General features: G+C 60.7%; 26 protein-coding genes. 15 read left to right on the top strand and 11 right to left on the bottom strand.

Features of this window, described 5'->3' with window-relative positions:
- Positions 1-59 precede the first annotated feature (59 nt).
- Complete coding sequence (locus FHW77_RS16340; RefSeq protein ID WP_034495915.1) at positions 60-1,403, top strand: chloride channel protein; 1,344 nt, start codon at positions 60-62, stop codon at positions 1,401-1,403.
- A gap of 4 nt (positions 1,404-1,407) precedes the next feature.
- Here the strand turns inward: FHW77_RS16340 and FHW77_RS16335 are convergent, their stop codons facing one another.
- Positions 1,408-2,160, bottom strand: coding sequence for a DUF3750 domain-containing protein (locus FHW77_RS16335; protein WP_034495912.1), 753 nt, complete (start codon positions 2,158-2,160; stop codon positions 1,408-1,410).
- A 73-nt stretch (positions 2,161-2,233) separates the two neighbouring features.
- Between FHW77_RS16335 and FHW77_RS16330 the strand changes: the two genes are divergently transcribed.
- Complete coding sequence (locus tag FHW77_RS16330) at positions 2,234-3,232, top strand: asparaginase (protein ID WP_004440476.1); 999 nt, start codon at positions 2,234-2,236, stop codon at positions 3,230-3,232.
- Positions 3,233-3,366: 134 nt separating this feature from the next.
- The gene (locus tag FHW77_RS16325) at positions 3,367-3,987 is read left to right on the top strand and encodes a glutathione S-transferase family protein (protein ID WP_004440479.1); all 621 of its coding nucleotides are present in this window, start codon (positions 3,367-3,369) and stop codon (positions 3,985-3,987) included.
- Between the two features lie 153 nt (positions 3,988-4,140).
- On the opposite strand, the gene FHW77_RS16320 is transcribed toward FHW77_RS16325, so the two are convergent.
- Both FHW77_RS16320 and FHW77_RS16315 read right to left on the bottom strand, forming a co-directional pair.
- The gene (locus FHW77_RS16320) at positions 4,141-4,800 is read right to left on the bottom strand and encodes a glutathione S-transferase family protein (protein WP_004440482.1); all 660 of its coding nucleotides are present in this window, start codon (positions 4,798-4,800) and stop codon (positions 4,141-4,143) included.
- Positions 4,801-4,882: 82 nt separating this feature from the next.
- The gene (locus tag FHW77_RS16315; protein WP_004440484.1) at positions 4,883-5,398 is read right to left on the bottom strand and encodes a MarR family winged helix-turn-helix transcriptional regulator; all 516 of its coding nucleotides are present in this window, start codon (positions 5,396-5,398) and stop codon (positions 4,883-4,885) included.
- A gap of 141 nt (positions 5,399-5,539) precedes the next feature.
- Between FHW77_RS16315 and FHW77_RS16310 the strand changes: the two genes are divergently transcribed.
- Positions 5,540-7,069: an MDR family MFS transporter gene (locus FHW77_RS16310; RefSeq protein ID WP_004440486.1), complete on the top strand. Its 1,530-nt coding sequence runs from the start codon at positions 5,540-5,542 to the stop codon at positions 7,067-7,069.
- 29 nt (positions 7,070-7,098) lie between these two features.
- Here FHW77_RS16310 and FHW77_RS16305 read toward each other — a convergent pair whose 3' ends face one another.
- Entirely contained in the window at positions 7,099-7,398 is a 300-nt protein-coding gene (locus FHW77_RS16305) for an addiction module antidote protein (RefSeq protein WP_004440487.1), read from the bottom strand.
- Positions 7,379-7,693 carry a type II toxin-antitoxin system RelE/ParE family toxin gene (locus FHW77_RS16300; protein ID WP_004440489.1) on the bottom strand — a complete coding sequence of 105 codons (315 nt, stop codon included), beginning with the start codon at positions 7,691-7,693 and terminating at the stop codon, positions 7,379-7,381. The genes FHW77_RS16305 and FHW77_RS16300 overlap by 20 nt, the downstream gene beginning before the upstream one ends.
- Positions 7,694-7,932: 239 nt before the next feature.
- On the opposite strand from FHW77_RS16300, the gene FHW77_RS16295 reads away from it, so the two are divergent.
- The 3 genes from FHW77_RS16295 (at position 7,933) to FHW77_RS16285 (ending at position 11,707) form a co-directional block, all read left to right on the top strand.
- Complete coding sequence (locus FHW77_RS16295) at positions 7,933-8,943, top strand: ligase-associated DNA damage response exonuclease (protein ID WP_034496274.1); 1,011 nt, start codon at positions 7,933-7,935, stop codon at positions 8,941-8,943.
- Position 8,944: 1 nt separating this feature from the next.
- On the top strand, positions 8,945-10,570 hold the full coding sequence (locus FHW77_RS16290) for a cisplatin damage response ATP-dependent DNA ligase (RefSeq protein ID WP_004440496.1): 1,626 nt from the start codon (positions 8,945-8,947) through the stop codon (positions 10,568-10,570).
- A gap of 171 nt (positions 10,571-10,741) precedes the next feature.
- The gene (locus tag FHW77_RS16285) at positions 10,742-11,707 is read left to right on the top strand and encodes an alpha/beta hydrolase family protein (protein WP_034495910.1); all 966 of its coding nucleotides are present in this window, start codon (positions 10,742-10,744) and stop codon (positions 11,705-11,707) included.
- 35 nt (positions 11,708-11,742) lie between these two features.
- On the opposite strand, the gene FHW77_RS16280 is transcribed toward FHW77_RS16285, so the two are convergent.
- Both FHW77_RS16280 and FHW77_RS16275 read right to left on the bottom strand, forming a co-directional pair.
- Positions 11,743-12,525 (bottom strand): glycosyltransferase family 32 protein, encoded by a 783-nt coding sequence (locus FHW77_RS16280; RefSeq protein ID WP_004440500.1) that lies wholly within the window; start codon positions 12,523-12,525, stop codon positions 11,743-11,745.
- 153 nt (positions 12,526-12,678) lie between these two features.
- Entirely contained in the window at positions 12,679-15,429 is a 2,751-nt protein-coding gene (locus FHW77_RS16275; protein ID WP_004440503.1) for a heavy metal translocating P-type ATPase, read from the bottom strand.
- 166 nt (positions 15,430-15,595) lie between these two features.
- Between FHW77_RS16275 and FHW77_RS16270 the strand changes: the two genes are divergently transcribed.
- Positions 15,596-16,510, top strand: a complete 915-nt coding sequence (locus FHW77_RS16270; protein ID WP_004440506.1) for a L,D-transpeptidase — start codon at positions 15,596-15,598, stop codon at positions 16,508-16,510.
- A gap of 155 nt (positions 16,511-16,665) precedes the next feature.
- Entirely contained in the window at positions 16,666-17,391 is a 726-nt protein-coding gene (locus FHW77_RS16265) for a L,D-transpeptidase (protein WP_004440507.1), read from the top strand.
- Positions 17,392-17,445: 54 nt separating this feature from the next.
- Here FHW77_RS16265 and FHW77_RS16260 read toward each other — a convergent pair whose 3' ends face one another.
- The gene (locus FHW77_RS16260; RefSeq protein WP_004440509.1) at positions 17,446-17,904 is read right to left on the bottom strand and encodes a MarR family winged helix-turn-helix transcriptional regulator; all 459 of its coding nucleotides are present in this window, start codon (positions 17,902-17,904) and stop codon (positions 17,446-17,448) included.
- Positions 17,905-18,096: 192 nt separating this feature from the next.
- On the opposite strand from FHW77_RS16260, the gene FHW77_RS16255 reads away from it, so the two are divergent.
- The 3 genes from FHW77_RS16255 (at position 18,097) to FHW77_RS16245 (ending at position 19,923) form a co-directional block, all read left to right on the top strand.
- Positions 18,097-18,519 (top strand): organic hydroperoxide resistance protein, encoded by a 423-nt coding sequence (locus FHW77_RS16255; RefSeq protein WP_003509379.1) that lies wholly within the window; start codon positions 18,097-18,099, stop codon positions 18,517-18,519.
- Between the two features lie 299 nt (positions 18,520-18,818).
- Complete coding sequence (locus FHW77_RS16250) at positions 18,819-19,202, top strand: MbcA/ParS/Xre antitoxin family protein (RefSeq protein WP_004440515.1); 384 nt, start codon at positions 18,819-18,821, stop codon at positions 19,200-19,202.
- Positions 19,162-19,923: an RES family NAD+ phosphorylase gene (locus tag FHW77_RS16245; RefSeq protein ID WP_004440518.1), complete on the top strand. Its 762-nt coding sequence runs from the start codon at positions 19,162-19,164 to the stop codon at positions 19,921-19,923. The genes FHW77_RS16250 and FHW77_RS16245 overlap by 41 nt, the downstream gene beginning before the upstream one ends.
- Positions 19,924-19,963: 40 nt before the next feature.
- Here the strand turns inward: FHW77_RS16245 and FHW77_RS16240 are convergent, their stop codons facing one another.
- From FHW77_RS16240 to FHW77_RS16230, 3 genes are all read right to left on the bottom strand, one after another.
- A complete protein-coding gene (locus FHW77_RS16240; protein ID WP_004440520.1) occupies positions 19,964-21,478 on the bottom strand; it encodes an ABC-F family ATP-binding cassette domain-containing protein in 1,515 nt (504 codons plus the stop codon).
- 405 nt (positions 21,479-21,883) lie between these two features.
- On the bottom strand, positions 21,884-22,306 hold the full coding sequence (locus tag FHW77_RS16235; protein WP_004440523.1) for a YciI family protein: 423 nt from the start codon (positions 22,304-22,306) through the stop codon (positions 21,884-21,886).
- Between the two features lie 87 nt (positions 22,307-22,393).
- On the bottom strand, positions 22,394-22,840 hold the full coding sequence (locus FHW77_RS16230) for a MarR family winged helix-turn-helix transcriptional regulator (RefSeq protein WP_004440524.1): 447 nt from the start codon (positions 22,838-22,840) through the stop codon (positions 22,394-22,396).
- Positions 22,841-22,989: 149 nt separating this feature from the next.
- Between FHW77_RS16230 and FHW77_RS16225 the strand changes: the two genes are divergently transcribed.
- The 3 genes from FHW77_RS16225 to FHW77_RS16215 all read left to right on the top strand — a co-directional run bounded on the left by FHW77_RS16225 (position 22,990) and on the right by FHW77_RS16215 (position 25,109).
- Positions 22,990-23,718: a DUF899 domain-containing protein gene (locus FHW77_RS16225; RefSeq protein WP_004440526.1), complete on the top strand. Its 729-nt coding sequence runs from the start codon at positions 22,990-22,992 to the stop codon at positions 23,716-23,718.
- Positions 23,719-23,747: 29 nt separating this feature from the next.
- Positions 23,748-24,236: a DUF1579 domain-containing protein gene (locus FHW77_RS16220; protein WP_004440527.1), complete on the top strand. Its 489-nt coding sequence runs from the start codon at positions 23,748-23,750 to the stop codon at positions 24,234-24,236.
- 93 nt (positions 24,237-24,329) lie between these two features.
- Positions 24,330-25,109, top strand: a complete 780-nt coding sequence (locus FHW77_RS16215; protein ID WP_004440528.1) for a VOC family protein — start codon at positions 24,330-24,332, stop codon at positions 25,107-25,109.
- The last annotated feature ends 19 nt before the right edge of the window (positions 25,110-25,128 follow it).

Genomic DNA, 25,128 nt, shown 5'->3' with positions numbered 1-25,128 from the left:
GCAGGCCGATAAAAGGGCCTCCCGCCCGACAATGACTGAAATCACTGATCTGGATCCCCATGCCCGTCGATTATAAGAAGCTGAAAATGCTCCGCCGTTCCCGTGTTGTCTGGGGTTCATGGCGGATTTGGAAGCCAAGGGCGGTTTTCTGGATTGGCGCTATTGCAGTTGGCCTTATCAGCGTCGGTTTCGCTTGGGCAGCGGATCGCGCCCAGCACCTCTTCTTCGCGGCCACGTCCTCAGGCGAATGGGCGTTTCTGCTGCCGCTCATCATCACGCCGCTCGGCTTTACGCTCTGCGCCTGGCTCGCGATCACGGTTTTCCCCAATGCCGGCGGTAGCGGCATTCCGCAGGCCATCGCCGCCCGGCACCTGCGGGATGATGCGGATCGTTCGCGGCTTCTGTCGCTGAAGCTTGCTTTTGGCAAGGTGGTGCTCACCGTCGCCGGTCTGCTCTCCGGCGCGTCGATTGGCCGTGAGGGGCCGACGGTTCAGGTGGGGGCCTCGATCATGCTGCAGGCCGCTCGCTGGGGCGGCATGGCGCAGGCCAAGGGTCTCATCCTAGCCGGTTCGGCCGCGGGCATTGCGGCGGCCTTCAACACACCGCTCGCAGGCATCGTCTTTGCCATCGAGGAGATGAGTAAGACTTATGAATCCCGCGCCAACGGCCTTGTGCTGACGGCCGTCATCCTGTCGGGCCTTGCATCGCTGGCTCTGGTCGGCAGCTATACCTATTTCGGCACCAGCTCCGTCATGGCGAAAACGACGATGGACTGGCTGCTGGTGCTTGTCTGCGGCGTCGGCGGTGGTGCATTTGGCGCGCTGTTCAGTGCCGGGGCGTTGCGGCTCTCCGCGCGTATCCGTCGTTTCGCCCAGAAGATGCCCCTGAAGCGAATGCTGGCGGTTGCCGCCGCCTGCGGCCTTGCTTCCGCCGTCCTCGGCATCGCAACAGGCGGCGCGACATTCGGAACCGGTTACGAACAGGCCCGTGCGGCGATAGAGGGGCAAGCCGCACCGTCCTTCTTCTTCATCGAAAAACTGGCGGCGACTTTCCTTGCCATGATGTCGGGCATCCCCGGCGGCATTTTCGCGCCGTCTCTGTCGGTCGGTGCGGGTTTCGGCAGCACCATGGCGAGCTTGCTCGGCACCAGCATCGGCCTTGGCGCCATCGTCGGCATGGCGGGTTATTTTGCCGGCGTTGTGCAGGCTCCGATGACGGCCTTCGTCATCATCCTCGAAATGACCGGCAATCATGAAGGCGTCATACCCATCATGGCCGCATCGATGCTGGGATATCTGACGTCTCGGCTCTTTTCTCGCGAACCGCTTTATCACGGCCTGTCACGGGTCTTCATCGCCCAGAGCATCCGCGCCAGACGCGCCGCTCAGGCCACTGAAACGTGATGGCTCAAGCCCTGATGCCCGCCACGCCGAAATAACCGAGCCCCGGTATCTTCACGCCCGGCCGGGCGAGATCGATGCCGGCCACGAGACCGAGGAAGTTGATCTCGAAGCCGCTGCGCGCACCCGCCGAAATGCCGAACAGGCCACCGAGCGAAACGCTCGCATCCTTCCAGTCGTCGGCGACGTGGTAAAATGCACCGTCCGGCAGATAGTCGCGGCCGACCGCGTCCGGCGGCAACACGACGCCGAGTTCGGGCACGCTGCGCAGCACATGGGCGACGAAGGTGTTGGAGTTCGGGCCGGGATAGATGCGATAGCCGCCCGGCTTGCCATAGGGATAGTCGGCAATCGCCTTTTCGATCTTGGGGATCAGCTTTTCCGCCTCTACGCCGTGAATGGCCACCACCTGGCGCGGCATGTTGGAATACCAATAGGCGTCCGCCGCATATCCATTGTGGCGGATCGGCGTGCCCCAGCCCACTTTGTCATAACGGTCATAGCTCGTAGCGCCCGGCTTTTTCAGCACGACCCAGGCGTGGCTGGCAACCGAGCCCTTGAAGCCGCCGGTCATGGCGGAAAAGACGTAGACGGCGGCTTGCCCGTCGCTCGAAGCCGCCGGCAGCATGCCTGACGATGACCATCTGGCGGCATTCCAGCCGCGCGGATGGTCCTTCATGGCCCACAGTCCGGCCGATGCCAGTGCCGGCAGCAGATAGATGATGGCAATCGCCAGTAACAGACGTTTTGCAAATTTCACTGATGGCCCCGTGCATCGAAAAATCAATTGCGGTATCAACAACATAAAATCAGAATTTTTTGAGGCTGAGAGAATGAACAATTCCGTTACCGTCGAAGTCGTCAGGGGCAATCTCGTGGAAAGCCGCCACAGGGGCCTTGCGGTAGTGGTGGATGGCGATGGCGGCGTGCTGTTTTCCACGGGAGATCTGGAACGTGGCATCTTCCCGCGTTCGGCCTGCAAGGCCATGCAGGCCCTGCCGCTGGTGGAAAGCGGTGCCGCGGACGCCTATGGTTTCGGCAGCCGCGAGCTGGCGCTTGCCTGTTCTTCTCATTCCGGCGAGGACGCACATGTGGAACTTGCCGCTTCTATGCTCGCCAAGGCGGGCAGGGATGTGGATACGCTGGAATGCGGCGCGCACTGGTCCTCCGACCAGAAAACCATCATCCATCAGGCCCGCACGCTGGAAAAGCCGACGGCGCTTCACAATAATTGCTCCGGTAAACATTCAGGCTTCATCTGCGCCTGCTGTCATACCGGAACGGACCCCAAGGGCTATGTCGGTTATGACCACCCGCTGCAGCAGGAAATCCGCGCGACGATGGAGAGCCTGACGGGTGCTGCGCTGGGTCACGACAATTGCGGCGTGGACGGCTGCTCCATCCCGACCTATGCGGTGCCGCTCAAAGGGCTGGCACATGGTTTCGCAAAGATGGCGACGGGCAGGGGGCTGGAAGCCGGCCGGGCGAGCGCCTCGCGCCGGCTCGTGGAGGCCTGCATGGCAGAACCCTTCTATGTGGCAGGCACCGGCCGCGCCTGCACGAAGCTGATGCAGATCGCGCCGGGCAAGATTTTCGCCAAGACCGGCGCGGAGGGCGTCTTCGTCGCGGCCCTGCCGGAAAAGGGCATCGCTATGGCGGTGAAATGCGAAGACGGCACGACGCGTGCGGCGGAAGCCATGGTTTCGGCATTGCTCGCCCGCTATTTCGATGAAGGCAGCGCCGAACAACAGGCGCTGAGCGGCATGGCGAACCGGCAGATGCGCAATTGGAACGGCATCCATGTCGGCGATATCAGGGTCGTCGGTCTCTAAATAACCTTTGACGCGGCCGTTTGCCGGCACGATGATGACGCGCCCCGCACGTGACGGCCACCCCATGGCCCTCGCGGGGCGGTGTCCGCATGAGGAAGAAGCGGGCGCTTCATTGCTTTGGAGGTCGCATATCCATGTTCACATTGTTTTTCTCCCCCGGTTCCTGCTCCCGCGCCAGCCATATTGTGCTGGAGGAATCGGGCCTGCCTTACAAGGCCCACCGCGTCAATTTCGCGGAAGGCGAGCAACGCTCCGAGGCATTTTTAAAGATCAATCCCAAGGGCCGCGTGCCGGCGCTGGCGACGGAAAGCGGCGTGCTGACGGAGACGCCGGCCATCCTCGCCTTCATCGCCCAGATGGCGCCCGAGAAGAAACTCGCGCCGCTCGACGATCCCTTCGAATTCGCGTTGATGCAGTCCTTCAACGCTTTCATTTCTTCGACGGTGCATGTCGCCCATGCCCACGGCCGGCGCGGCAGTCGCTGGGCGAGCAAGGATAGCTCGCTTGAGGATATGAAGGCGAAAGTGCCGCAGACCATGGGTGAATGCTTCGAACTGATCGAGCACGGCATGCTGCGTGGCCCATGGGTTCTCGGCACTGCCTATTCCGTGGCCGATCCCTATCTTTTCGTCATGTCCGGATGGCTGGAAAGCGACGGCGTGGATATTGCCCGTTTCCCCAAGGTGCACGACCACTTCCGCCGCATGAACGACCGCCCGGCGGTCCAACGGGCGCTCGCGGGGGAGAGGGGCTGAGAGGCTGAAAGGCTCACTTCGTCATCCTCGGGCTTGTCCCGAGGATCTAATCACGTCTCGTAAATCCAGAGGTCGCAGATGCTCGGGACAAGCCCGAGCATGACGTTGAGTGTGGAGGCTGGTCTGCCAGCTATCGCAACTTGGCGTCTTGACTCAAGCCGCCTCGGCCGCGCGCGTATCCCACATCGTCTTGAACGCCGTGCGGGCCTGGCAACGATCCAGCCAGGCCTTCAGAGCCGGATGGGCGTCGAACAGCGGCTTGTGGCCCTGTGCGTAACGAACGATTTCCGCCGCGTTGAGATCGGCGACGGTAAAGCGATCGCCCACCAGATAATCATGACTGGAAAGATGCTGCTCCAGCACCCGGAAGGGGCGCTTCAGCAGGCGGCTGGCAACATCGATCACGGCCTTGCCGCTATCACTTTCCGACAGGCCTTCGGCGATGGCGGAGGAAATCTTCAGCGAATTCGTCTCCACTTCGGTCGCGGCAAAGAAGGACCATTGCAGCATCGCCGCATCTTCCTTCAGATCGATCGGCGCAAGCGGTCCGCCATATTTGCGGGCGAGGTAGAGATTGATGGCCATGGATTCGTAAAGCACCATGCCGTCATCCTCGATGCAGGGAATGGTGCCCATCGGGTTGACGGCCAGGAAGTCCGGAGACAGCGTGTTGAGCGGCGCATCCGCAGCCAGCGGATCGGCAAGACGGCGGGCCTGTATCACAGGCACGTGCTTGAATTCTATGCCGAGTTCGCCCGCCAGCCATAATGTGCGTGTGGCGCGGGAACGGTAGACACCGTAAATCGTCAACATCGAAATTACCCCTTCAACCTGTCAGATGGCGGCAAGTTACGGTCAAGCCCTCCTAAAGTGAAGCTGTGGATCGCAGCGCCAACTATGATTTTTTCTGATCCGGCAGGAGGTCTGTATCGGGCGAGAGCCGGCATTCGAAACGGTCGATGAACCGCTCGAACAGCCGGGCGAATGTCTCCACATCCTCCGCCGGCCAGCCATCCATCACGTCCTCGATGACGCTCATCTTCGTCCGACGCATTTCCTGCAAGAGACTGGTGCCGAGCGGGGTGATCTCTACGATGCTGCGGCGGGCGTCTTGCTGGGAAACGCCGCGTTTCAGCAGCCCTCTCCCGACCATATCGGCCACAACCCGGCTGCCGCGTGAGGGATCGATACGCATGCCCTCGGCAATCGCGCCCACGGTCACATCGCCCTCCGCCCGGCGTAGAATGTCGAGCACGTCGATATGGGAAAGTTCGAGACCTGGAGCGAGCCTGGCAAGCGCCATGCGGCCGATGATGCGGCGGCCGATCATGATGCGCATGCGCGTCATCGTATTGCCGATCCGCTTGATGTCCTCGGGCAGATCCTCGTTCCAGTTTTCCTCAGTCGCCACGCTTCATCGTCCCTTTCGATGCTGTTTTCCGATCACGTTTAGCGGCAATAGCACAGATGTCAAAAACTTGCCATTGACATATATATGCTGATAGCACACAAATTGTCGCAGCAAATCTGCCTGAAGCCAACGAGATTTTTCATGGATATGTCCACCGCCCCCGTGGCGCCGCTTGTGTCGGATCATCGCCGCAGGCTCATCGTCTTTCTGTTTCTGATGCTGGCCATGTTCATGGCGACCCTCGATAACCAGATCGTATCGACGGCACTGCCCACCATCGTCGGTGAATTCGGCGCGCTGGAGCGTTTCGGCTGGATCGGCTCTGCCTATCTGCTGGCGACCAGCGCGGTCATGCCTGTCTATGGCAAGCTCGGCGATCTGTTCGGCCGGAAATATGTGATGATCGCGGCGGTCGTCATCTTCACGCTTGGTTCGCTCGCCTGCGGGCTGGCATGGTCGATGGACAGTCTGATTGCTGCCCGCGTGTTGCAGGGCCTTGGCGGCGGCGGCATCATGGTATCGATCTTTTCCGTCAATGCGGATCTGTTCGAACCGCGTGAACGCGCCCGTTACCAGAGCTATTCCAGCCTCACCATCATGGCATCGGGCAGTGTCGGCCCGATCCTCGGCGGCACGATGAGTGATCTCTTTGGCTGGCGGTCGATTTTCCTGATCAATCTGCCGCTCGGCATCATCGTTATTGCCGGTCTGGCGCTGATGCTGCCTTACCGACGCCCGGCGCGCCAGCCGAAGATCGATTATCTCGGTGCGGTCCTCTTGGCGGCCACCATTGCCAGCGTGGTCTTCTGGGCGGACAGCAGCGAATTGTTCGGCTCGCTCATCGCGGCCCCCAGCCTCGGCATCATCGCCTTCGCCGTCATCGCCGCTTTCCTCTGGGTGCAGGTGGAGCGCCGCGCGCCGGAACCGGTGGTGCCCCTGCGTCTCTTCAAGGACAGCACCTTTCCGCTGTTGATGATCGTCTCGCTGACCAGCGGCGGCATCGGCATCGGCATGGTCAATTATTATGCCCTGTTCCTGCAGACGACCACCGGCCTTTCCCCCTCCCATGCCGGCCTGTTCTTCATTGCGGTCACCGGCGGCATCGTCATGGGTTCGCTTTCGGCCGGACGGCTGATTTCGATTACCGGCGTCTACAAGCCCTTCTCGGTTGCGGGCCTGACAATCAACGTCATCGCCATGCTGCTCTTCACGCAGATGCATGCGGGAACGCCGCTTTGGCTGATCGCGGTGCTGATGCTGGCGCAGGGTTTCGCAGTCGGCCTCGGCCAGCAGGCTCCGATCATCGGCGTGCAGAATTCAGCACCCAAAGCTGATATCGGTGCGGCGAGCGGCGCGGTAACGCTGACCCGCATGGGCGGCGCGGCGATTGCCATTTCTGTCTATGGCGCCATCGTCTCGTCGAGCCTGAAAGGTGTCGCGGTCGATATTCCAGGTGTCGGCAAGATCGAGGAACTGACGCCGAAAATACTCTCTGAACTGCCCGCAGCCTCCCAGGCCGCCGTCGCCTCGCTCTACTCGGATGCGTTTACGCCGCTGTTCTTCGCGGCCACGGCAACCGCTGCCATCGGCCTTGCCGCGGCGCTGATGCTGAAACCGGTGCGGCTGCCGGCTGCGGTTGAGGCGAAGCCGGCGGAGGCGGCGGGGGAGTAGGGCGCGAAGGTGGGTGTGTGGACGCCGCCTTACGCGGCGTTCGATGACTTTTCGACGGCCAGTCGGAAGCCTAGCGAATGCAGGATTTTCTGCACGGTCTCGTAGCGGAGCTTCGAACCGGGCTTAAGTGCCTTATAGAGACTTTCCCGGCCGAGACCTGCGGCATCCGCGACATGCGACATTCCGCGAGCTCTGGCGACCGCGCCAAGGGCGGCGATGAAGACGTCGGGGTTCTCGTCTTCCATCGCCACTGCCAGGTATTCGAGCATGGCTTCATCGCTATTCAGGTAGTCCGACACATCGAATTTGCTAAACTGCGTCACGGTCATTCCTTCCTATTGTTTGCGCCATCTCGACTGCCCGCTTTATGTCCCGCTTCTGCGAGGATTTGTCTCCGCCGACCAGAAGGAAATACACCCTCTTGCCAATGCGTGTGAAATAGACCCGATAACCCGGACCACAGTGGATGCGCATTTCTGAAACACCCCCACCGACCGGCTCGCAGTCGCCGAAATTCCCGTGCTCGGCCGCGGTAAGGCGATGAAGAATTCGCGCCTTTCCGGTGCGATCTTTCAAAGCCTTCAGCCATTCGTCGAACTCTGCCGATTTCTCGAAATCGTTCATAAAATGTATCCGATCGGATACGTTTCTGCAAACTCGAATCTCATGATTGTCCTCTAAGTCGGTCTTGCGCTGATGTTGTGTGCAAACCGCGGCCACAACTCGATACAGTCCCGGCTCAAAGCCGAAATGACAGGGGGGGCGACCGCAAAACAAAAACGCGCCCATTGGAAATTTAACGCGCGTTCCGCGTTATGCTCGCATCACTTAAGATTCGCGCGGGCGGCCCTATCTCAATGAACATGAAGCCGGAACAGCTCCTGAATTCCACGCCCAAGGGCCTTTATTGCCCGACGGGTGATTTTTATATCGATCCCGTGCGGCCCGTGGCGCGGGCGCTCATCACCCATGGTCATTCCGATCACGCCCGCGCTGGCCATGGCGCGGTGCTGGCCACGCGCCAGACGCTGGATATCATGCGCATCCGTTATGGTGAGGATTTCTGCGGCAGCGAGCAGGCGGTCGCATTCGGCGAGAGGGTGGAGGTGAACGGCGTCACCGTCGGTTTCCATCCGGCAGGCCATGTTCTGGGTTCGGCGCAGATTTCCGTGGAAATGAACGGTCTGCGCATCGTCGCATCCGGCGACTACAAGCGTGGCATCGACCCCACCTGCGCCCCCTTCGAGACGGTGCCCTGCGATGTCTTCATCACCGAAGCCACCTTCGGCCTGCCAGTATTTCACCATCCGCTGCCGCGTGTGGAAACGGCCAAACTGCTCACCTCCATCAAACAGTTTCCCGAACGTACCCATCTCGTCGGGGCTTATTCTTTGGGCAAGGCGCAGCGGGTCATCCGGCTCTTGCGCGATAATGGTTATGCCGAGCCGATCTATATCCACGGTGCGCTGGCGCGGCTCTGCGATTATTACGTCTCGCAGGGTATCGATCTCGGTGATCTCAGGCCCGCAACACTGGAAAAAAGCGATCCTTCCGCCTTCAAGGGCGCGATTGTCGTCGGACCGCCCTCGGCATTTCAGGAGCGCTGGGCGCGCCGCTTCAACGAACCACTGATTGCCTTCGCGTCCGGCTGGATGATGGTGCGGCAGAGGGCAAAGCAGGGCGGTGTGGAATTGCCGCTGGTGATCTCGGACCATTGCGACTGGCCGGAACTGCTGGAGACGATCAAGGAAATTTTCCCGCAGGCCGTCTGGGTCACGCATGGCCGGGAGGAGGCGCTGGTGCGCTGGTGCGAATTGCAGGGCATCGCCGCCAAGCCACTGCATCTCGTTGGTTACGAGGACGAGGGGGATTGAGATGAAAGCCTTCGCCACTCTTCTTGACCGCCTGGTTCTCACCCCGTCGCGCAATGGCAAGCTGAAGCTGCTGACCGATTATTTCCGCGATACGCCCGATCCCGACCGGGGTTACGGGCTGGCGGCCATTGCCGGCACGCTGGACCTCAAAAGCGTCAAGCCGGCCCTGCTGCGCGAACTGGTCTTGGAGCGGATGGATGAGGTTCTGTTCCGCTATTCCTATGATTATGTGGGCGATCTCGCCGAAACCATTTCGCTGGTCTGGGGCAATATCGGTGGTGCTGACGATTCAGAGGCACAGGATCCGCGTCTTGGTGAAGTGGTGACACTGATGAATTCGCTCGGCCGTACGGAGGTGCGCGGTGCGGTGCGTGATCTCCTGGATCGGCTCGATACGTCCTCTCGTTTCGCTTTCCTCAAACTTGCCACCGGCAGCCTGCGCATCGGTGTTTCGGCCCGGCTGGCGCGTCAGGCGCTGGCGGATTTTGCGGGGAAAGACATCATCGAGATCGAAACCCTTTGGCACGGGCTGGCGCCGCCCTATACGCCGCTTTTCGCATGGCTCGAGGGCAAGGCGGACCGCCCGGTGCTGGCAACGCCCGCCATCTTCCATTCGGTGATGCTGGCGACGCCGGTGGCGGATGGCGACCTCGATGGGCTGGACCCCGCCGACTACGCCGCCGAATGGAAATGGGACGGTATTCGTGTGCAATTGTCCCGCGCCGGTGGGACACGGAAACTCTATTCCCGTTCAGGCGACGATATTTCAGGCGCCTTCCCTGACGTTCTTGACGCGATCGATTTCGAAGGTGTGATGGATGGTGAGCTGCTGATTGGCGGCACGGCACGGTCCAACAATCTCACCCGAACCTTTTCTGACCTGCAGCAGCGACTGAACCGCAAGACGGTGACGGCGAAGATGCTGGACGACTATCCCGCCTTTATCCGCGCCTATGACCTGCTGTTCGACGGCGAGAGCGATATCCGCGCGCAGACCTATCTGCAGCGTCGCGGCCGGCTGTCTGACATTATCGAACATGCACCGCATGACCGCTTCGACCTCTCGCCGCTGATCGGCTTTTCCAGCTGGCAGGAACTCGATACGCTACGCGCCGCACCGCCCGATCCGGTCATCGAGGGCGTCATGATCAAGCGCCGCGACAGCACCTATCAGGCCGGGCGCGCTAAAGGCCCCTGGTTCAAGTGGAAACGCGATCCTTACAATATCGACGCCGTCATGATGTATGCCCAGCGTGGCCACGGCAAAAGATCGAGCTATTATTCCGATTTCACCTTCGGTGTCTGGGCGGAGGGGGAGGACGGCGAACAGCTCGTGCCTGTCGGAAAGGCTTATTTCGGTTTCACCGATGCGGAGCTGGAGGTGCTGGACAAGTTCGTGCGCGACAATACCGTCGAGCGTTTCGGCCCGGTGCGGGCGGTGCGGGCCACACCGGATTTCGGTTTCGTGCTTGAAGTTGCCTTCGAAGGCATCAACCGCTCTACCCGCCACAAATCCGGCGTCGCCATGCGGTTCCCCCGCATTGCCCGGCTGCGCGCCGACAAGTTGCCGGCCGAAGCCGACAGGCTTTCAACCCTGGTGGCGATGATCGACGGTGTGGAAGGCTAGGGTGGCACGATCGCCTGTTTATTTCCATGGGCGTCACAGCCGGGGCGAGGCGACGTCCAGAAATTGCCACGATGGCTGCGAATACATTGTTGTCATTCGCGAATCCGTGATTGGACAGCCTTCCGCCGCAGTGCTGAACTGCTAATGCAACCATCCTCGTCAGGTGACCATATGGCAGACAAACGCTTTCTTTCCTCACCCTTCGGACGGGAAGAGAGCGGCACGATCTCGCCGGGCATGACGCGGCGTGGATTGCTCGCTGGCGCAATGGGGCTGTCAGCAGCGCTTGTCCTGCCGCCCGCCGTGAAAGCGGGCATTCCGACACCTGAAGTCTTGCCGCTGGAACGGCAGGATTATGCGGAGGCTCGCCGACGTTTCCACACCCACCTGCTGCGCAAGATGTCGGCGCCGGAGAAGTCCTCGGCGCTTGGCACACCGCCCGGGGCGGAGCGTGTCACCTATCGTGGCGGGCCGGATGGCTCGATCGAACTTGTCGCCTGGCTCTCCCACTACCAGCCGTCAAAAACACTGAAACCGGCCGTCCTCTTCCTGCATGGCGGCAACGCCACCGGGGATGGCCATTGGGCGCTGATGAAGCCATATTGGGAAGCGGGCTTCGTTGTGCTGCTACCGTCCTTTCGTGGCGAAAACGGCCAGAACGGCAATTATTCAGGCTTCTACGACGAAACCTCGGATGCGCTGGCGGCGGCCACCTATCTTGAAAATCTTCCCGGCATTGACAGAGCTCGCTTCTTCATCGCCGGCCATTCCAACGGCGGCACGCTCACGCTTCTGGCAGCCATGAGCCGTAAATTCCGTGCTGCGGCCCCCATATCCGCTGGCGTCAATTCATGGCGCTATTTCAACCGCTATAGCGAGGAGATCTGTTTCGACGAAACCGACGAACGCGAATTCATCATGCGCTCCTCCGTCTGTTTCGGCCCCAGCCTCAAATGTCCGGCACTGCTGTTGCGCGGCACGGAGGAACGACCTTTCGACGCCGATCACCAGCTTTTTGTGGACCGCGCCCTGACCTCGGGTTTCAGGGTCGACAAAAAACTGCTGGCGGGAACTCATAATGGTGTCGTCCCCGGTGCAGTGGCGGAAAGCATCCGTTTTTTCAACGGCTTCGCGTAAACGCGATGTTGCACCGTCCGTAGGCGTGTGGTGTCCTACGTCTTGACGATGGACGTCTTGGCCTGCTCTGCCCACCATGCGCCGTCTTTTTTGTCGGCATATTGGGCGCGCTTGTTGGTGAATTGGCCCTGGGTGCAAATTTCCCGGTAGTTGCGGACCGGCAGCCCCAGTTCCTTGACGACGGCATGCACCACGGTTGGGCCCGTCATGTCATAGACGCTGACGAGCGTCCCTTCTTCGATATTACGGGCAATACGATCGGCTATCAGCCTGAGCGCCGGGTGGCCGGGTTTCGACGCCATGAAATAGTTGGTGATTTCGCCGTTCTTCATGGCAATGAAAACGGCTTCTTCATCCGTATCGATCACATCTTCGGGCCGGGCCGCAAAATTGGAATCAATATCCAGATAGATGCCGCCTTCCTGCAGAAGAACGAGAATGCGCCAGAAATCCGCTTTGGCGGCGCCCACCTGCAGTCGACGGAAGGCGTCCGCATAACGTCCGGGAAAATGGCGGTCGATATAGGCCTGACACGCCTCGTCATCATGGTAACGATATTCGAATTCCGGCGTCAGCCAGCGGTTGAACAGGAAATTCGCATAGATCGGCGTCGTGACCCGATTGGAGTAATTCGTCTGCCAGATAATGCGAGGGATGGCTTTTTCCGTTTTTGGGCTGCGTCTGGCAGGCTGATGCTGCGGGAGCGTTTTTCTCCTGCCGGGCCGGATGAACAAATCGATGGAAAAAATGACCTTGGCGATGTTTCCACCGATCTTGATCGCGCGGTACGCGATGCGGTTATAGCCATGCTTTGCCAAGTTCAGCGCTCCTGCGCGTGGAATCGATTGTCACGCACGTGGAAACGGCGGTACGCGGTATTTATTGGACGCAATTAGTTTGTCAATATGCCGTAAATGAGACGGTCGGGCCTCGATGGACGAGACCCGGCCGTCTTGCACGCAAATGGAATGTCAGCCCCTGTTGCGGTTGAAATATCCAAGCAGCCGCATTGCATTGGCGGTCACCAGAACCGTGGCGCCCGTATCGGCGAAGACGGCAAGCCACAGGCCGGAAAGGCCGGTAACTGTTGTGACCAGGAACACCGCCTTCAGGCCGAGCGCAATCGTCACATTCTGTCGGATATTGTTCATGGTGGCGCGCGAAAGGCCGATGAGGCGGGCGGCGTCGCCGACATTGTTGCGCATCAGCGCCGCATCCGCCGCTTCCATCGCCACGTCCGTGCCCGAGCCGATGGCAACACCGACGCTGGCCGCCGCAAGGGCCGGCGCATCGTTGATGCCGTCACCCACCATGACCACGGTCTTCTTTTCGGCAAGCTTGCGGATTTCCTCGACCTTGTTCTGCGGCAGGAGTTCACCGCGCGCTTCTAGGCCCAGCTTGTTGCCGATGGCACGCGCCGTGCGGGCATTGTCACCCGACAGCATCAGCGAGGAAATGCCCATTTCCTTCAGCGCCTTGACGCCTTCGGCGGCATCCTTGCGCGGCTCGTCGCGCATGGCGAAGAGGCCGCTTGCCGCACCGCCGGCCATGACGACAGCCACCGTCTTGCCTTCGCTTTCCAGCGCAGAGATGCGATCGGAGAGGTCCTTTGAAAGCGTACCGACCTCAGTCGCAAAGCGCGGTGCGCCTATAAACAGGTCCTTGCCGCCGACATTGCCCTGCATGCCGCGACCGGAAATCGCCTTGATGTTGGAACCGGGCAGCGGCTTGACGCCGGCCTTTTCGGCATGATTGACGATCGCGCGGGCGAGCGGATGGCTCGACTCGTTCTCGATGGTCGCGGCCTGCGCAATCAGCTCGGCCTCGTTGCCATCAACAGTGATCACATCCGTCACGACAGGCTCACCAAGCGTCAGCGTGCCGGTCTTGTCGAAGGCGACGGTTTCGGTGCGCGCCAGCATTTCGATGACCGCGCCGCCCTTCACCAGCATACCGTGGCGTGCCGCAGCCGAAAGGCTGGAGGCGATGGCGGCGGGAACCGAGATGACCAGCGCGCAGGGGCAACCGATCAGGAGCAGCGCGAGACCACGGTAAATCCAGGTATCCCAGTCGCCGAGACCGGCGAGCGGCGGCACGATGATGGTCAGCACCGAGATCGCGACGATCAGCGGCATGTAATAACGCGAGAAGCTCTGGATGAAGCGCTCGGTCGGCGCGCGGGCATCCTGTGCTTCTTCGACCAGCGTAATGATGCGGGCGATGGTGTTGTCTTCCGGCGCACGGTCGACGCGGATGCGCAGCGAACCGTCATGGTTGATCGAGCCGGCAAAGACGCGGTCGCCCTTGTCCTTGGCGACGGGAATGCTTTCCCCGGTCATCGGCGATTCGTCGACGCTGGACTGGCCGTCGATGACAACACCATCGGCGGCGATACGGTCGCCGGGGCGCGCCACGACCACCTGGCCGATGCGAACCTGATCGGCGGAGACCTGCCGAAGCGCGCCGTTTTCCTCCACCATCGCCGTTTTCGGCAGCAGTGAACCGAGCGCCTTGATGCCGGAGCGGGCGCGGGCGGCGGCAAAGCCTTCCAGCAATTCGCCGACGGAGAACAGCAGCACGACGATAGCCGCCTCTTCCGCCTCGCCGATGATGATCGCGCCGATGGCGGCAATGGTCATCAGCATCTCGATGGTGAAGACAGCGCCGAAACGGGCAGCATTAAAGGCATTGCGTGCGATCGGGAAGAGCGTGACCAGCGTGGCGACGATGAAGGCGTAACTACCCCAGGCCGGGAAGGTCAGTTCCGCCGCATAGGCAATCGCGACCAGAATGGTGCCGGTGAAGGTGTTGCGCGCCTTGGCGGTGCGCCACCATGCACCTTTTTCGTCCGCGCCATGGGCGTGCCCTATCTCGGCGCTCTGGTTTGCGGCGGCAGGTGCGGCAGCGTGGGAATGGCCCGCATGGTCGTGTCCGTGATCGTGACCTGAATGATCATGGCCGGAGTGATCGTGGTCATGCCCGTTGCAGGAATGCTGCTCGTCTCCCGAATGGTCATGCGCCGCGTGGTCGTGGCCGGAATGATCATGCCCGGAGTGATCATGACCGGAATGATCATGATCGTGATGGCCACCGCATGTCGCGTGATCATGATCGTGTTCGTGCTTTTGATCCGGCGTTTTTTCGCGCGCGGCCTTCTCCTGCGGCAGCAGGGCCGGCTTGAAGCCGAGCTTGCGCAACGTATCCTCGATCTTTTCCACCGGGGTTTTGTTTTCGGCAAGCGAAAGGTTCAGCCGCTCGCGGGCCACCGACACCTTGACGTCAGCAACGCCGGGCAGGCGGGACAGTGCGGTTTCGATCTTGGCCGCGCAGCTGCCGCAATCCATGCCGCCGACCGAAAAGGTCAGCGCATTGTTGTTTTCAATAGCCGTTTGGGGCGTGTCATTATGGTGACCGCCGCAGGAGGAATGGTCGTGATGATCGGCCTCCACCTTTGCTGCGGGCGCTTTTTCGCGCGGCAGCAGAGCGGGCTTGAAGCCGAGCTTGCGCAACGTATCCTCGATTTTTTCCACCGGGGTTTTGTTTTCGGCAAGCGAAAGGTTCAGCCGCTCGCGGGCCACTGACACCTTGACGTCGGCAACGCCCGGCAGGCGCGACAGCGCGGTTTCGATCTTGGCCGCGCAGCTGCCGCAATCCATGCCACCGACCGAAAAGGTCAGGGCCTCCGGTTCCCCGTTCAAACTGCCGCGTGTCGAAATATTCATGGTTTCGCTCCTGAATTCCACTCGACAGCCAATCTGGCACCTCTAGCAACTAGAGCTTCAAGAGAAAAAATGCAGTTCTTCGATTTTTTTTGAAAAACCGACGCCAGCTTCGCGCCAGCCGCGCGGTCCATCATGGCCTCAGATTGGATTCCATGAAGCGGTTCAGATGATAGCACTCCTTTTGAAAAACGGTCGCCGGGCGGCCTCTCTGGTCGGGCTTGCCCTGCTGCCCCTGATGAGCGGCTGCCTTTTCGTGACGGATACGACCCGGATGGATCCGGACGTCTTCGTCAGGGAAACGGCGCCAGTGTTCAATTTCAATTCCGTCAGCTCCAATCGCCAGCCGGAACTGCCGCCGCAGCCGGGCCAGCTTTCGACGCGCCCGCCGGATCTGTTCCGAACCCGCTTCCATCAGGAATATGGCCCGCCGGTGCGCGGCCAGGGGCTGCAGGCCCCGCAGGTGCAGGGCTATAATGTGCCCCAGGGTCAGAGCCAAGGCCAGGCGGTGGCCTATGGTCTGCCGGTCTCCAATCCGCTGCACCGTGTCATGTATGGCCCGATCCGCGATGAGGATCGCTCCTTGCCGGCCATTCCCTATGGCCGCATCGATCCGCGTTATCTCCGGCAGGAAGTCAGCTACCAGACGGCGGAAGCGCCTGGCACCATCGTGGTCGATACGAAGCAGCATTACCTTTATCTCGTTCAATCCGGCGGCAAGGCCATCCGCTATGGCGTCGGGCTGGGACGTGACGGTTACGCCTGGTCGGGCCGTGGCAAGATCCAGTGGAAGGCCAAGTGGCCGCGCTGGACGCCGCCCGATGAAATGGTCAAGCGCCAGCCGGAACTCGCCTCCATCTCCGCCGCCAATGGCGGCATGACGCCGGGTCTGAACAACCCGCTTGGCGCACGTGCGCTTTATATCTTCAAGGATGGCAAGGACACGCTGTACCGTGTGCACGGCACGCCGGACTGGCAGTCTGTCGGTAAAGCGACGTCCTCCGGCTGCGTGCGCATGCTCAATCAGGATGTGATCGATCTCTATGAGCGCGTGCCGCAGGGTGCGCAGATTGTGGTTATCTGAACACGTTCTAAAAGAAAGAGATAGGGGACCCATTCCGCCAGCAGCTTGTGACTGGCTTTTAGCGGTCGGTTAACTATTTTCGCAATACGCATGATACGGAACAAATGACGTACAACGGCGATCTAGCCGTTCGAAATGTGGGACAAACCGGCCTTATGACAAGCACCGACACAGATCTTTCCAGACGCACCTTTCTTTCCCTTCTTGGCCTTTCTTCCGCTTCGCTTCTCGCAGGCTGCGCCTCATCGGGCACGGGAGACGCCATCCGCCAGCAGGCAAGTGCCATTGGCAGCGATTTCCGCCAGATGTTCTCGTCCGGCGTCAGCGACGCGGAACTGGCCGTCATGTACGGCTCGGTCGAGGATGGCGGTTACGTCATTCCTGCCGTGCCGTATCAGAAAATCGACCGGCGTTATTACCGCCAGCGGGTCGTTGATCCGACGGGCGAACGTCCAGGCACCGTGGTCGTCGATACGCGTTCGCGCTTCCTTTACGTGGTGGAGCCGGGCGGCAGCGCCATGCGTTATGGCGTCGGCATTGGCCGCGAAGGTTTCGCCTGGTCGGGCGAGGGCGTCATCCAGTGGCGTCAGAAATGGCCGAAGTGGACACCGCCGGACGAAATGGTCGCCCGCCAGCCGGAACTCACCAAATATTCCTCCAAGAACGGCGGCATGCCGCCGGGCCTGAAGAACCCGCTCGGCGCCCGCGCGCTCTATATCTTCCAGAATGGCAAGGACACACTTTACCGCCTGCACGGTTCGCCGGAGTGGAACTCCATTGGCAAGGCGGTCTCCTCCGGCTGCGTGCGCCTGATGAACCAGGACGTCATCGATCTCTACGACCGCGTGCCGCAGAAGGCGCGTGTCGTGGTCTGGCAGTGAGCCGAGACTTCTTCATATGAAAAAAGGCGGCTCCGTGCCGCCTTTTTTGTTACGTCAGGGTCGGGTGAGGCTGTCCTTCAGCGCATTCACCCGGTCGCGGATCTGCACCAACTCTTCCAGACCGCAACCAGTGGCATTGCCGATCGCCGCCATGATCTTCACGCCCTCTTTTTTAAGGTTCGCGCCCTTTGGCGTCAGGGCCACCAGCACCTGTCGTTCGTCCACCGTCCCGCGCTTGCGGGTGATCAACCCCGCATGCTCCAGCCTTTTCAGCAGCGGGGAAAGGGTGCCGGAATCGAGCCCCAGCATTTCGCCGAGCGCCTTGACGGTGGAGGTCTCTTTCTCCCATAGCGCCATCATGACCAGATATTGCGGATAAGTCAGCCCGATTGGGTCGAGCAGCGGTTTGTAGGCCCTTGTGAAGGCATGCGCCGCGCCGTAAAGCGCAAAACATATCTGCTGGTCCAGCCTCAGCAGGCTTTCCATCTTCTTGTCGTCGCCCTCTGCACCCATTTTCCTGCTCCAAAATCAACCGGGGAGGGAACAATCGGCCCCCGCTTTCGGTTCCTGCCGCATGGATGCGCGGCGAAATTTCGTGAAAATTATCGCAAAAAACGAATTCGCATTCAATGTGCAAAATTATATTGCGCACAATTCAATTGTTCGCTATAAGAGCCTCAACGCCAACCCGAAGGAGTAAATGTCATGCCAATTCTCTACACGACCAAAGCATCTGCCACCGGTGGCCGCGCCGGTAACGCCAAGTCGGAAGACGGCGTTCTCGACGTCACACTCACCGTTCCCAAGGAACTGGGCGGTGATGGCGCCCGCGGCACCAATCCGGAACAGCTTTTTGCAGCCGGTTATTCCGCCTGCTTCCTCGGCGCCCTGAAATTCGTCGCAGGCAAGGAAAAGGTAAAGATTCCTGAAGACACCACTGTGACGGCAACCGTCGGTATCGGCCCGCGTGAGGATGGCGGCGGCTTCGGCATCGAAGTCTCGCTGAAGGCCAATATTCCTGGTGTCGAGCGCGAAGTTGCTGAAAAACTGGTTGCTGCTGCGCACATCGTCTGCCCCTACAGCCACGCCATGCGCACCTCCACGGAAGTGCCGGTCTCGGTAGCCTGATTTTTCAGGTCTGAAATGTGTGGCGGGTTCATCCCGGCCTGAAGTGGACCGCGACGTCTCCTCCGCATGCCGGACTATCCGGCATCCAGCCCCGGCGCGTCTGCGCCTTGAAAGGAGTCTATCGCGATCAAGGACTTGATCGCGCTGGACCCCGGATCTAGTCCGGGGTGACGGGGCGGGGCGCCCTGCACACGATAAATATCAGGCTTGGGCAGTGGATCGTCATTCCTGCGTTCATTCCGCCCTTCTTGTTTGCGGAAAGAAATGTGCTATATTCTTTCCAAGGAAAGGATATACCCATGAATATTCACACCAAGGCCACCGCGGACCCCGCATCGCAAGGCAGGGTCGTCACCAAGGCTGTCATCGCCGCCGCGGAGCGGCTCGGCCTGAATGCCGCCCGCACGGCGGATATTCTTGGCGTTTCCGCGCCCACGGTGTCGCGTATGAAGCGGCTTGATTTCCTGCTGGAGCCGGGTGCCAAATCTTTTGAACTGGCTGTGTTGCTGATCCGGGTTTTCCGTTCGCTGGATGCGATTGCCGGCGGCGACGAGGCCGTGGCGAAAAGCTGGCTGCGCAATCATAACACGGCGCTCGGCGCCGTACCTGCCGACAAGCTGACCACCATTACCGGATTGATCGATGTCCTCTCCTATCTGGACGCCCGACGCGCTCCTGTCTGAAAAACGCGCTGCGGCGGGAAAATACTGGCGGTTGGTGGAGGCGCAGCACCAGGTTTCCACCATGAAGCTGGTGGATACGGTGGAGGAGCAATCGCTGCTGGAAGATATTCTGGAGGCGAGCAAGCGGCCGTTTCCACCCGAATGCGCCGGTTTTGATTATCTTCTCGCGACGCCCTTCCGTTATGGCGCAGCCTATCCGCATGGCTCGCGGTTCCGCCGCGCGGGCTATACCGAAGGCGTCTATTACGCCGCCGCGAAGGTGGAAACGGCGCTTGCTGAAATGGCCTTTTACCGGCTGCTGTTTTACGCCGAATCGCCTGGCACGCCGCTGCCTGCCAATCCAGCCGACTATTCCGCCTTTGCCGCCCGCGTCGCCACCGATGCCGCGCTGGATCTGACCGAACCGGCACTCAACCGTGACGAGGCCCTGTGGACTGATCCCACGAATTACGAAGCTTGCCAGACACTAGCGGATCAGGCGCGTCTCGCCCGGATCGAGGCCATACTCTACCGCTCGGTGCGCGATCCGGCAGGCGGCCTCAACATTGCCATCCTGTCGCCGAAGGCCTTCGCCGAAAAATCGCCGGTGGAGCGGATGAGCTGGCGCATCCATCTTTCGAAAACCGGGGTGCAGGCGCTGTGCGAATTCCCGATGCGGCGAACCGGTTTTTCGGCCGCGGATTTTGCCGGTGATCCACGCCTCGCCAGCCTGCTGGGCTGACGGGCGTTCTCTGTTTCATCCTCTTGGTGGGCCGATGATGTCAGGCGGAAGCGAAAAACGCTTCCGGGTCGTCACCTTCCACCAGCCTGCGCTTGTCGATCAGCCAGAAGCGGTTACCTACCGTCCGCACAAAACTCCTGTCATGCGAAACGAAGACGCAGCTGGCTTCACGGCTGATGATTTCCGCCTCCAGCGCTTCCTGTCCCTCGATATCCAGATGGTTCGTCGGCTCGTCCAGCAGGTAGAAATTCGGCTCCGCCAGCCTGAGCGCCAGCATGGCAAGTCGCGCCTTCTGCCCACCTGAGAGCGTGGCGATCCGGCGTTTCTGCATTTCCATGTCGATGCCGGCGCCGGCGAGCAGGCCGTGGATGCGCTGGTCGCCGATGTCGAAGCGATGCGAGAGAAGCGTCGCCGGCGTGCTGTCGTCATCGATGTCGGCAAGCGACTGGTCGACATATCCGGCTACTAGCGAGGGCGTGGCCTTGATGCCCTCCTGAATATGGCCATCACCCGTCACCGCCGCCTGCAGCAGTGACATCAGCCGCGTCTTGCCGACACCGTTGCGACCGAGAATGACGATGCGGTCGCCCTGGCGGATGAATTGCCGGCCGGTGCGGAACAGCACCGTTCCGTCCGGCGTGGAGACGGCCACATCCTCCAGCGTTACCAGTACCTTGGCATGGGTGCCGCGATTGGCGAGCTGGATTTTGCCGGCGGATCGTTCGATATGGGCAGGGCGCGCTTTCTCCTCGATCCTTTCCGCACGCTCGCGCAATTGCTTGGTTTTAACGGTCAGGAGATCGCTGCCGGAATTGATGCCGATATTGTTGAGCTTGGCCGCCTGCCGGCGCAACTGCTGTGCGGTTTTCATGTCGCGCTGGAAACGCCGCTCATCGGCGGCGTCCTCCTCCTCCAGCGCCGCGCGCGCACGGCCATAGGGCAGGCGAAACAGCGCCGAGTTCTCAGGCCGCAGGAAAAGCGTCGTCCGCGTGACATTGTCGAGAAAGGCGCGGTCGTGGCTGACGATGATGACGGCCGTGTCGCGCGGCAGGGCGCCCAGCCAGCTTTCCAGCACGTTGATCTTTTCAAGGTCGAGATGGTTGGTCGGCTCGTCGAGCAGCAGCACGTCAGGCTCTGTGATCCAGGCCTTGGCCAGCATGGCAAGCCTCTGCCAGCCGCCGCTCAGTTCTTTCAGGCGACGCTCGCGGAACGGCTCCGGCACCAGCATGTCATCGAAGATGATGTCTGCGCGCCAGCTTTCGCTATCGATCGTATCCGCCGGCAGGGCGGAGAGCACGGCATCCCGCATGGTCAGCTCCATCAGGGCGGCAGGTGGATTTTGGTGCACGATGGACTGGGTTAGCCCGCGCAGCCGGCTGATGTCGCCGCTACTGGGCTCCATGTCGCCCACCAGGCAATTGAGCAGGGTGGACTTGCCGCAACCATTGGCGGCGACGATGCCGATGCGGTCGCCCGCATTCACGGTGAGGCTGAGATTGGAAAAAAGCGGTTTGCCAAGGATGATACCGAGGTTGCGCAGCGTAATGATGGTCATGATGTCGTCTCTGGCGAAGACGGACCCGCACCGTTGCCTGCGCGTGCAGGACGGGGTTTCGGTTATCGTTGATCCGTCGTGAAACTATGCGCAATGGCAGACGAACTGCGTCCTGCGCGGCCTTTTAGGCAAACCAGAGGGGTGGTGTTCCGGTCAGCCCTGCAAACGTGTCCGCAGGGCAAAAAGGTGGCAGAGCTGACGATTGCGCCAGAAGCAGGAAATATCCATGCGAAGCCTCCTTTCTTGAAACGGGTTGAACCGCCCGACCATTAACAGCGGCGGCGATCCGTTGCAACCCACTTTGAGAAGGGGTGGGTAGGGCCGATGCGGCAAGGCCTACCCGGTGCGAGATGTAGTCGATGCCGCACCTGATCCTTTCAGCCGGGCTCGTTCGGCCCGCTGGCGTCATTGGTTGCCGACACGCGCCCGCAGTTCTTCGACATGAGCGGCGATTTCAGGTGTCACCGCGTCGCCGAAGTCTTCCATTTCAAACATGGGGCGGATTTCGATTTCGCTGCGCTCCAACATCGGGTTCGGGCAGCGTTTCACCCATTCCACCGCCTCGTCCATATCCTTCACGTTCCAGATCCAGAAACCGGCGACCAGCTCGTTGGTGTGCGGGAAGGGACCGTCGATCACGGTGCGGCTGTCGCCGTCGAAGATCACGCGCTTACCCTTGGAGGAGGGGTGCAGGCCGTCGCCGGACTGCATGATGCCGGCATTGACCAGTTCTTCGTTGAATTTCCCCATTGCCTCCATCAGTTCCGTCGTCGGCATCACGCCGTCTTCGCTGCTTTTTGTGGCTTTTACAAAAACGATTGCACGCATGATCATTCCTCCTGGATTGCGTTTCGTTCAGTTTCGCTCTCCGGCGCGACAACCGGATGACAGTCTTGCCGGGGCGCTCCGTCCCTGTCAGCCAAGATCGATGAGGTCGCGGCGCAGTCTTTCAGGGTCACCGCTTCCAATCTTTGCTTCGATTTCCGCATGGGTCTGCTCCCATATCGGGAACGCGGCGGCGAGTACGGCCATCCCGTCAGCCGTCAGCCGCAGCCGTTTGCCGCGCTTGTCCTTCGGGTCCTGTTCGATGCTGACCAGCCCGCGCCGCTCCAGCGGCTTCAGCGCCGCCGTCAACGTCGTGCGGTCCATCGCCAGAAGATTGGCGACCGGCCCCATCGGCGGCGGCTCCGGGCGGTTCAGCGACATCAGCAGCGAAAATTGACCATTGTTGATGCCCACCGGCTTCAACGCATTGTCGAACAGCCGTGCCAGCGCACGTGCCGCACGCTGTGCATGCAGGCACAGGCAGGAATCACGCACGAGAATGGTTGTCGCAAAAGGAATCACGCTGACGTTTGACATGCGCCAAATATGTTGATATCAACCTAATTAGTCAAGCGGAACTTGGTGCTCTGCAGACTGTTTGTTGCCTTTCAGCACAGAAATAGGCGGTGCCGGCCGTTGGGACGGAGCGGCGCCGAGGTGAAGGACGGATCCAAGGAGGAAAGATCATGTCTCATCCCGTCGTTTCAAAAGAGGAGTGGCTTGCGGCCCGCCGCGATCTGCTGGTGAAGGAAAAGGAATTGACCCGTGCCCGTGACAGGCTGAACGAAGCCCGTCGCGCATTGCCGTGGGAGGAGGTGACGAAGGATTATATCTTCGACGCGCCTTCCGGCCCCAAATCGCTGCAGGAGCTGTTCGGTGATTGCAGTCAGCTGATCGTCTACCACTTCATGCTGGCGCCGGACTGGGAGGAGGGCTGCGTTGGCTGCTCCTTCTTCGCCGATCACGTCGATGGCGCGCTGATCCATCTCAAGCATGGCGATGCTGGCTTCGTCGCGGTGTCGCGGGCACCGCTTGAAAAGATCGAAAGCTACAAAAACCGCATGGGATGGAAATTCCCCTGGGTTTCAGCCGCAGGCACGGATTTCAATTACGATTATCAGGCCTCGTTTCGCGACGAGGATATGGCAAGCGGCGAAATCACCTACAATTACCGTGACATGGCGCCCTATGGCGACCTGAAGGACCTGCACGGCATCAGCGTTTTCGCCAGGGGCGAGGACGGCAAGATCTATCACACCTATTCCACTTATGCCCGCGGCGCGGAGCAGACGCTCGGCACATTGATGCTGCTCGATCTGGTGCCAAAAGGCCGTAATGAAGAGGGTGTAATGGATTGGGTGCGCCGCCACGACCAATATGAGGACGCGCCGAAAGCCGCATCCTGCTGCCACTGAAAACGGCAAGACGAGAGGAGGAGACGACAATGGAAATGGAAAGCGTCAAGCCGCAGAAGGAACACGAATTCCTGTCTAGGCTCGTCGGCGACTGGGTAATGGTTGCCGGCCATGAAGGATACGATCCTGATGATCCGGACCAGCGTTTTACGGAGACCGTCCGCTCCATCGGCGGGTTGTGGGTCATCGGCGAAGGCACCGGCAGGATGCCTGACGGCGACCGGATGACGGCCGTCATAACGGTCGGCTTCGATCCGGCCAAGGGCAATTTTGTCGGCACCTGGGTAGGGTCGATGATGACGCATCTCTGGGTCTACAAGGGCTGGCTGGAAGAGGACGGCAAGACCCTGACGCTGGAAGCGGAAGGCCCCGCTTTCGACGGTTCCGGTGGCACCGCGACCTATCACGACGTGCTGGTGCTGCATGATGACAATCACCGCAGTTTCTCCGGCAGCGTCAGGCAGCCGGACGGCACATTCAAGACCTTCATGACATCGGAGTTCCGGCGCAAGTCGTAAAGCTCGCCGGGACTTGATCTGAACGAACGTGCCGCCGCGCCCTGCGGCGGGCGCTTGCCGAAACACCCGCCAAACCCTCCATAGGAGACGACAATGTCCGATACGCATGGAAAATTCATCTGGGTCGAGCTGATGACACCCGACATGGAAGCGGCCGCCCGCTTTTATGGTCATGTCGTTGGCTGGCAGACCAAGGATTTCGGCTCGCCGGAAATGCCCTATCTCGTGCTGGAAGCCGACGGCAAGGGCATGGGCGGCGTCATGGAACTGACCGACGAGCACAAGGGCCAGGGCATTCCGCCGAACTGGACGGCCTATGTCGATGTCGACGATGTGGACGCGACGGCAAAACGTTTTGCCGAAAAAGGTGGCGCGATCCGACGTCCGCCGCAGGATATCCCGGAAATCGGCCGCTTTGCCGTGGTGGCCGATCCCTATGGCGCCGTGCTCTGCATCATGACGCCGCAGCCAATGGAAACCGGCGGTTTCCCTGAGGATATGCAGGCGAAACAGGGCCATGTCGGCTGGTACGAACTCTTCACCGACAATGTCGATGAAGCGATGGCCTTCTACGGCGATGTCTTCGGCTGGACCAAGGACCATGATTTCGACATGGGCGAAATGGGCCCGTACCGCATCTTCGCCCATAACGGCAAAGCCGTTGGCGGCATAATGAAACGCATGCCGCAGGTTCCCGTCTGCCATTGGGGTTATTACTTCAATGTGGATGGCATCGATGACGCCATCACTCGCGTCAGCACCGGCGGCGGACAGGTCGTCAACGGCCCGATGGAAGTGCCCGGCGACAGCTGGATCGTTAACTGCGTCGATCCGCAGGGCGCCTATTTCTCGCTGGTCTCGCAGAAGAAATAAGTCTGTTGCTGATGATCTG

The sequence above is a fragment of the Agrobacterium sp. RC10-4-1 genome (genome assembly GCF_014138475.1).
In the GTDB taxonomy this organism is placed as follows: domain Bacteria; phylum Pseudomonadota; class Alphaproteobacteria; order Rhizobiales; family Rhizobiaceae; genus Agrobacterium; species Agrobacterium pusense.
The sequence above is the reverse complement of the archived record's forward strand: the minus strand, read 5'-3'. Positions and strand labels throughout refer to the sequence as shown.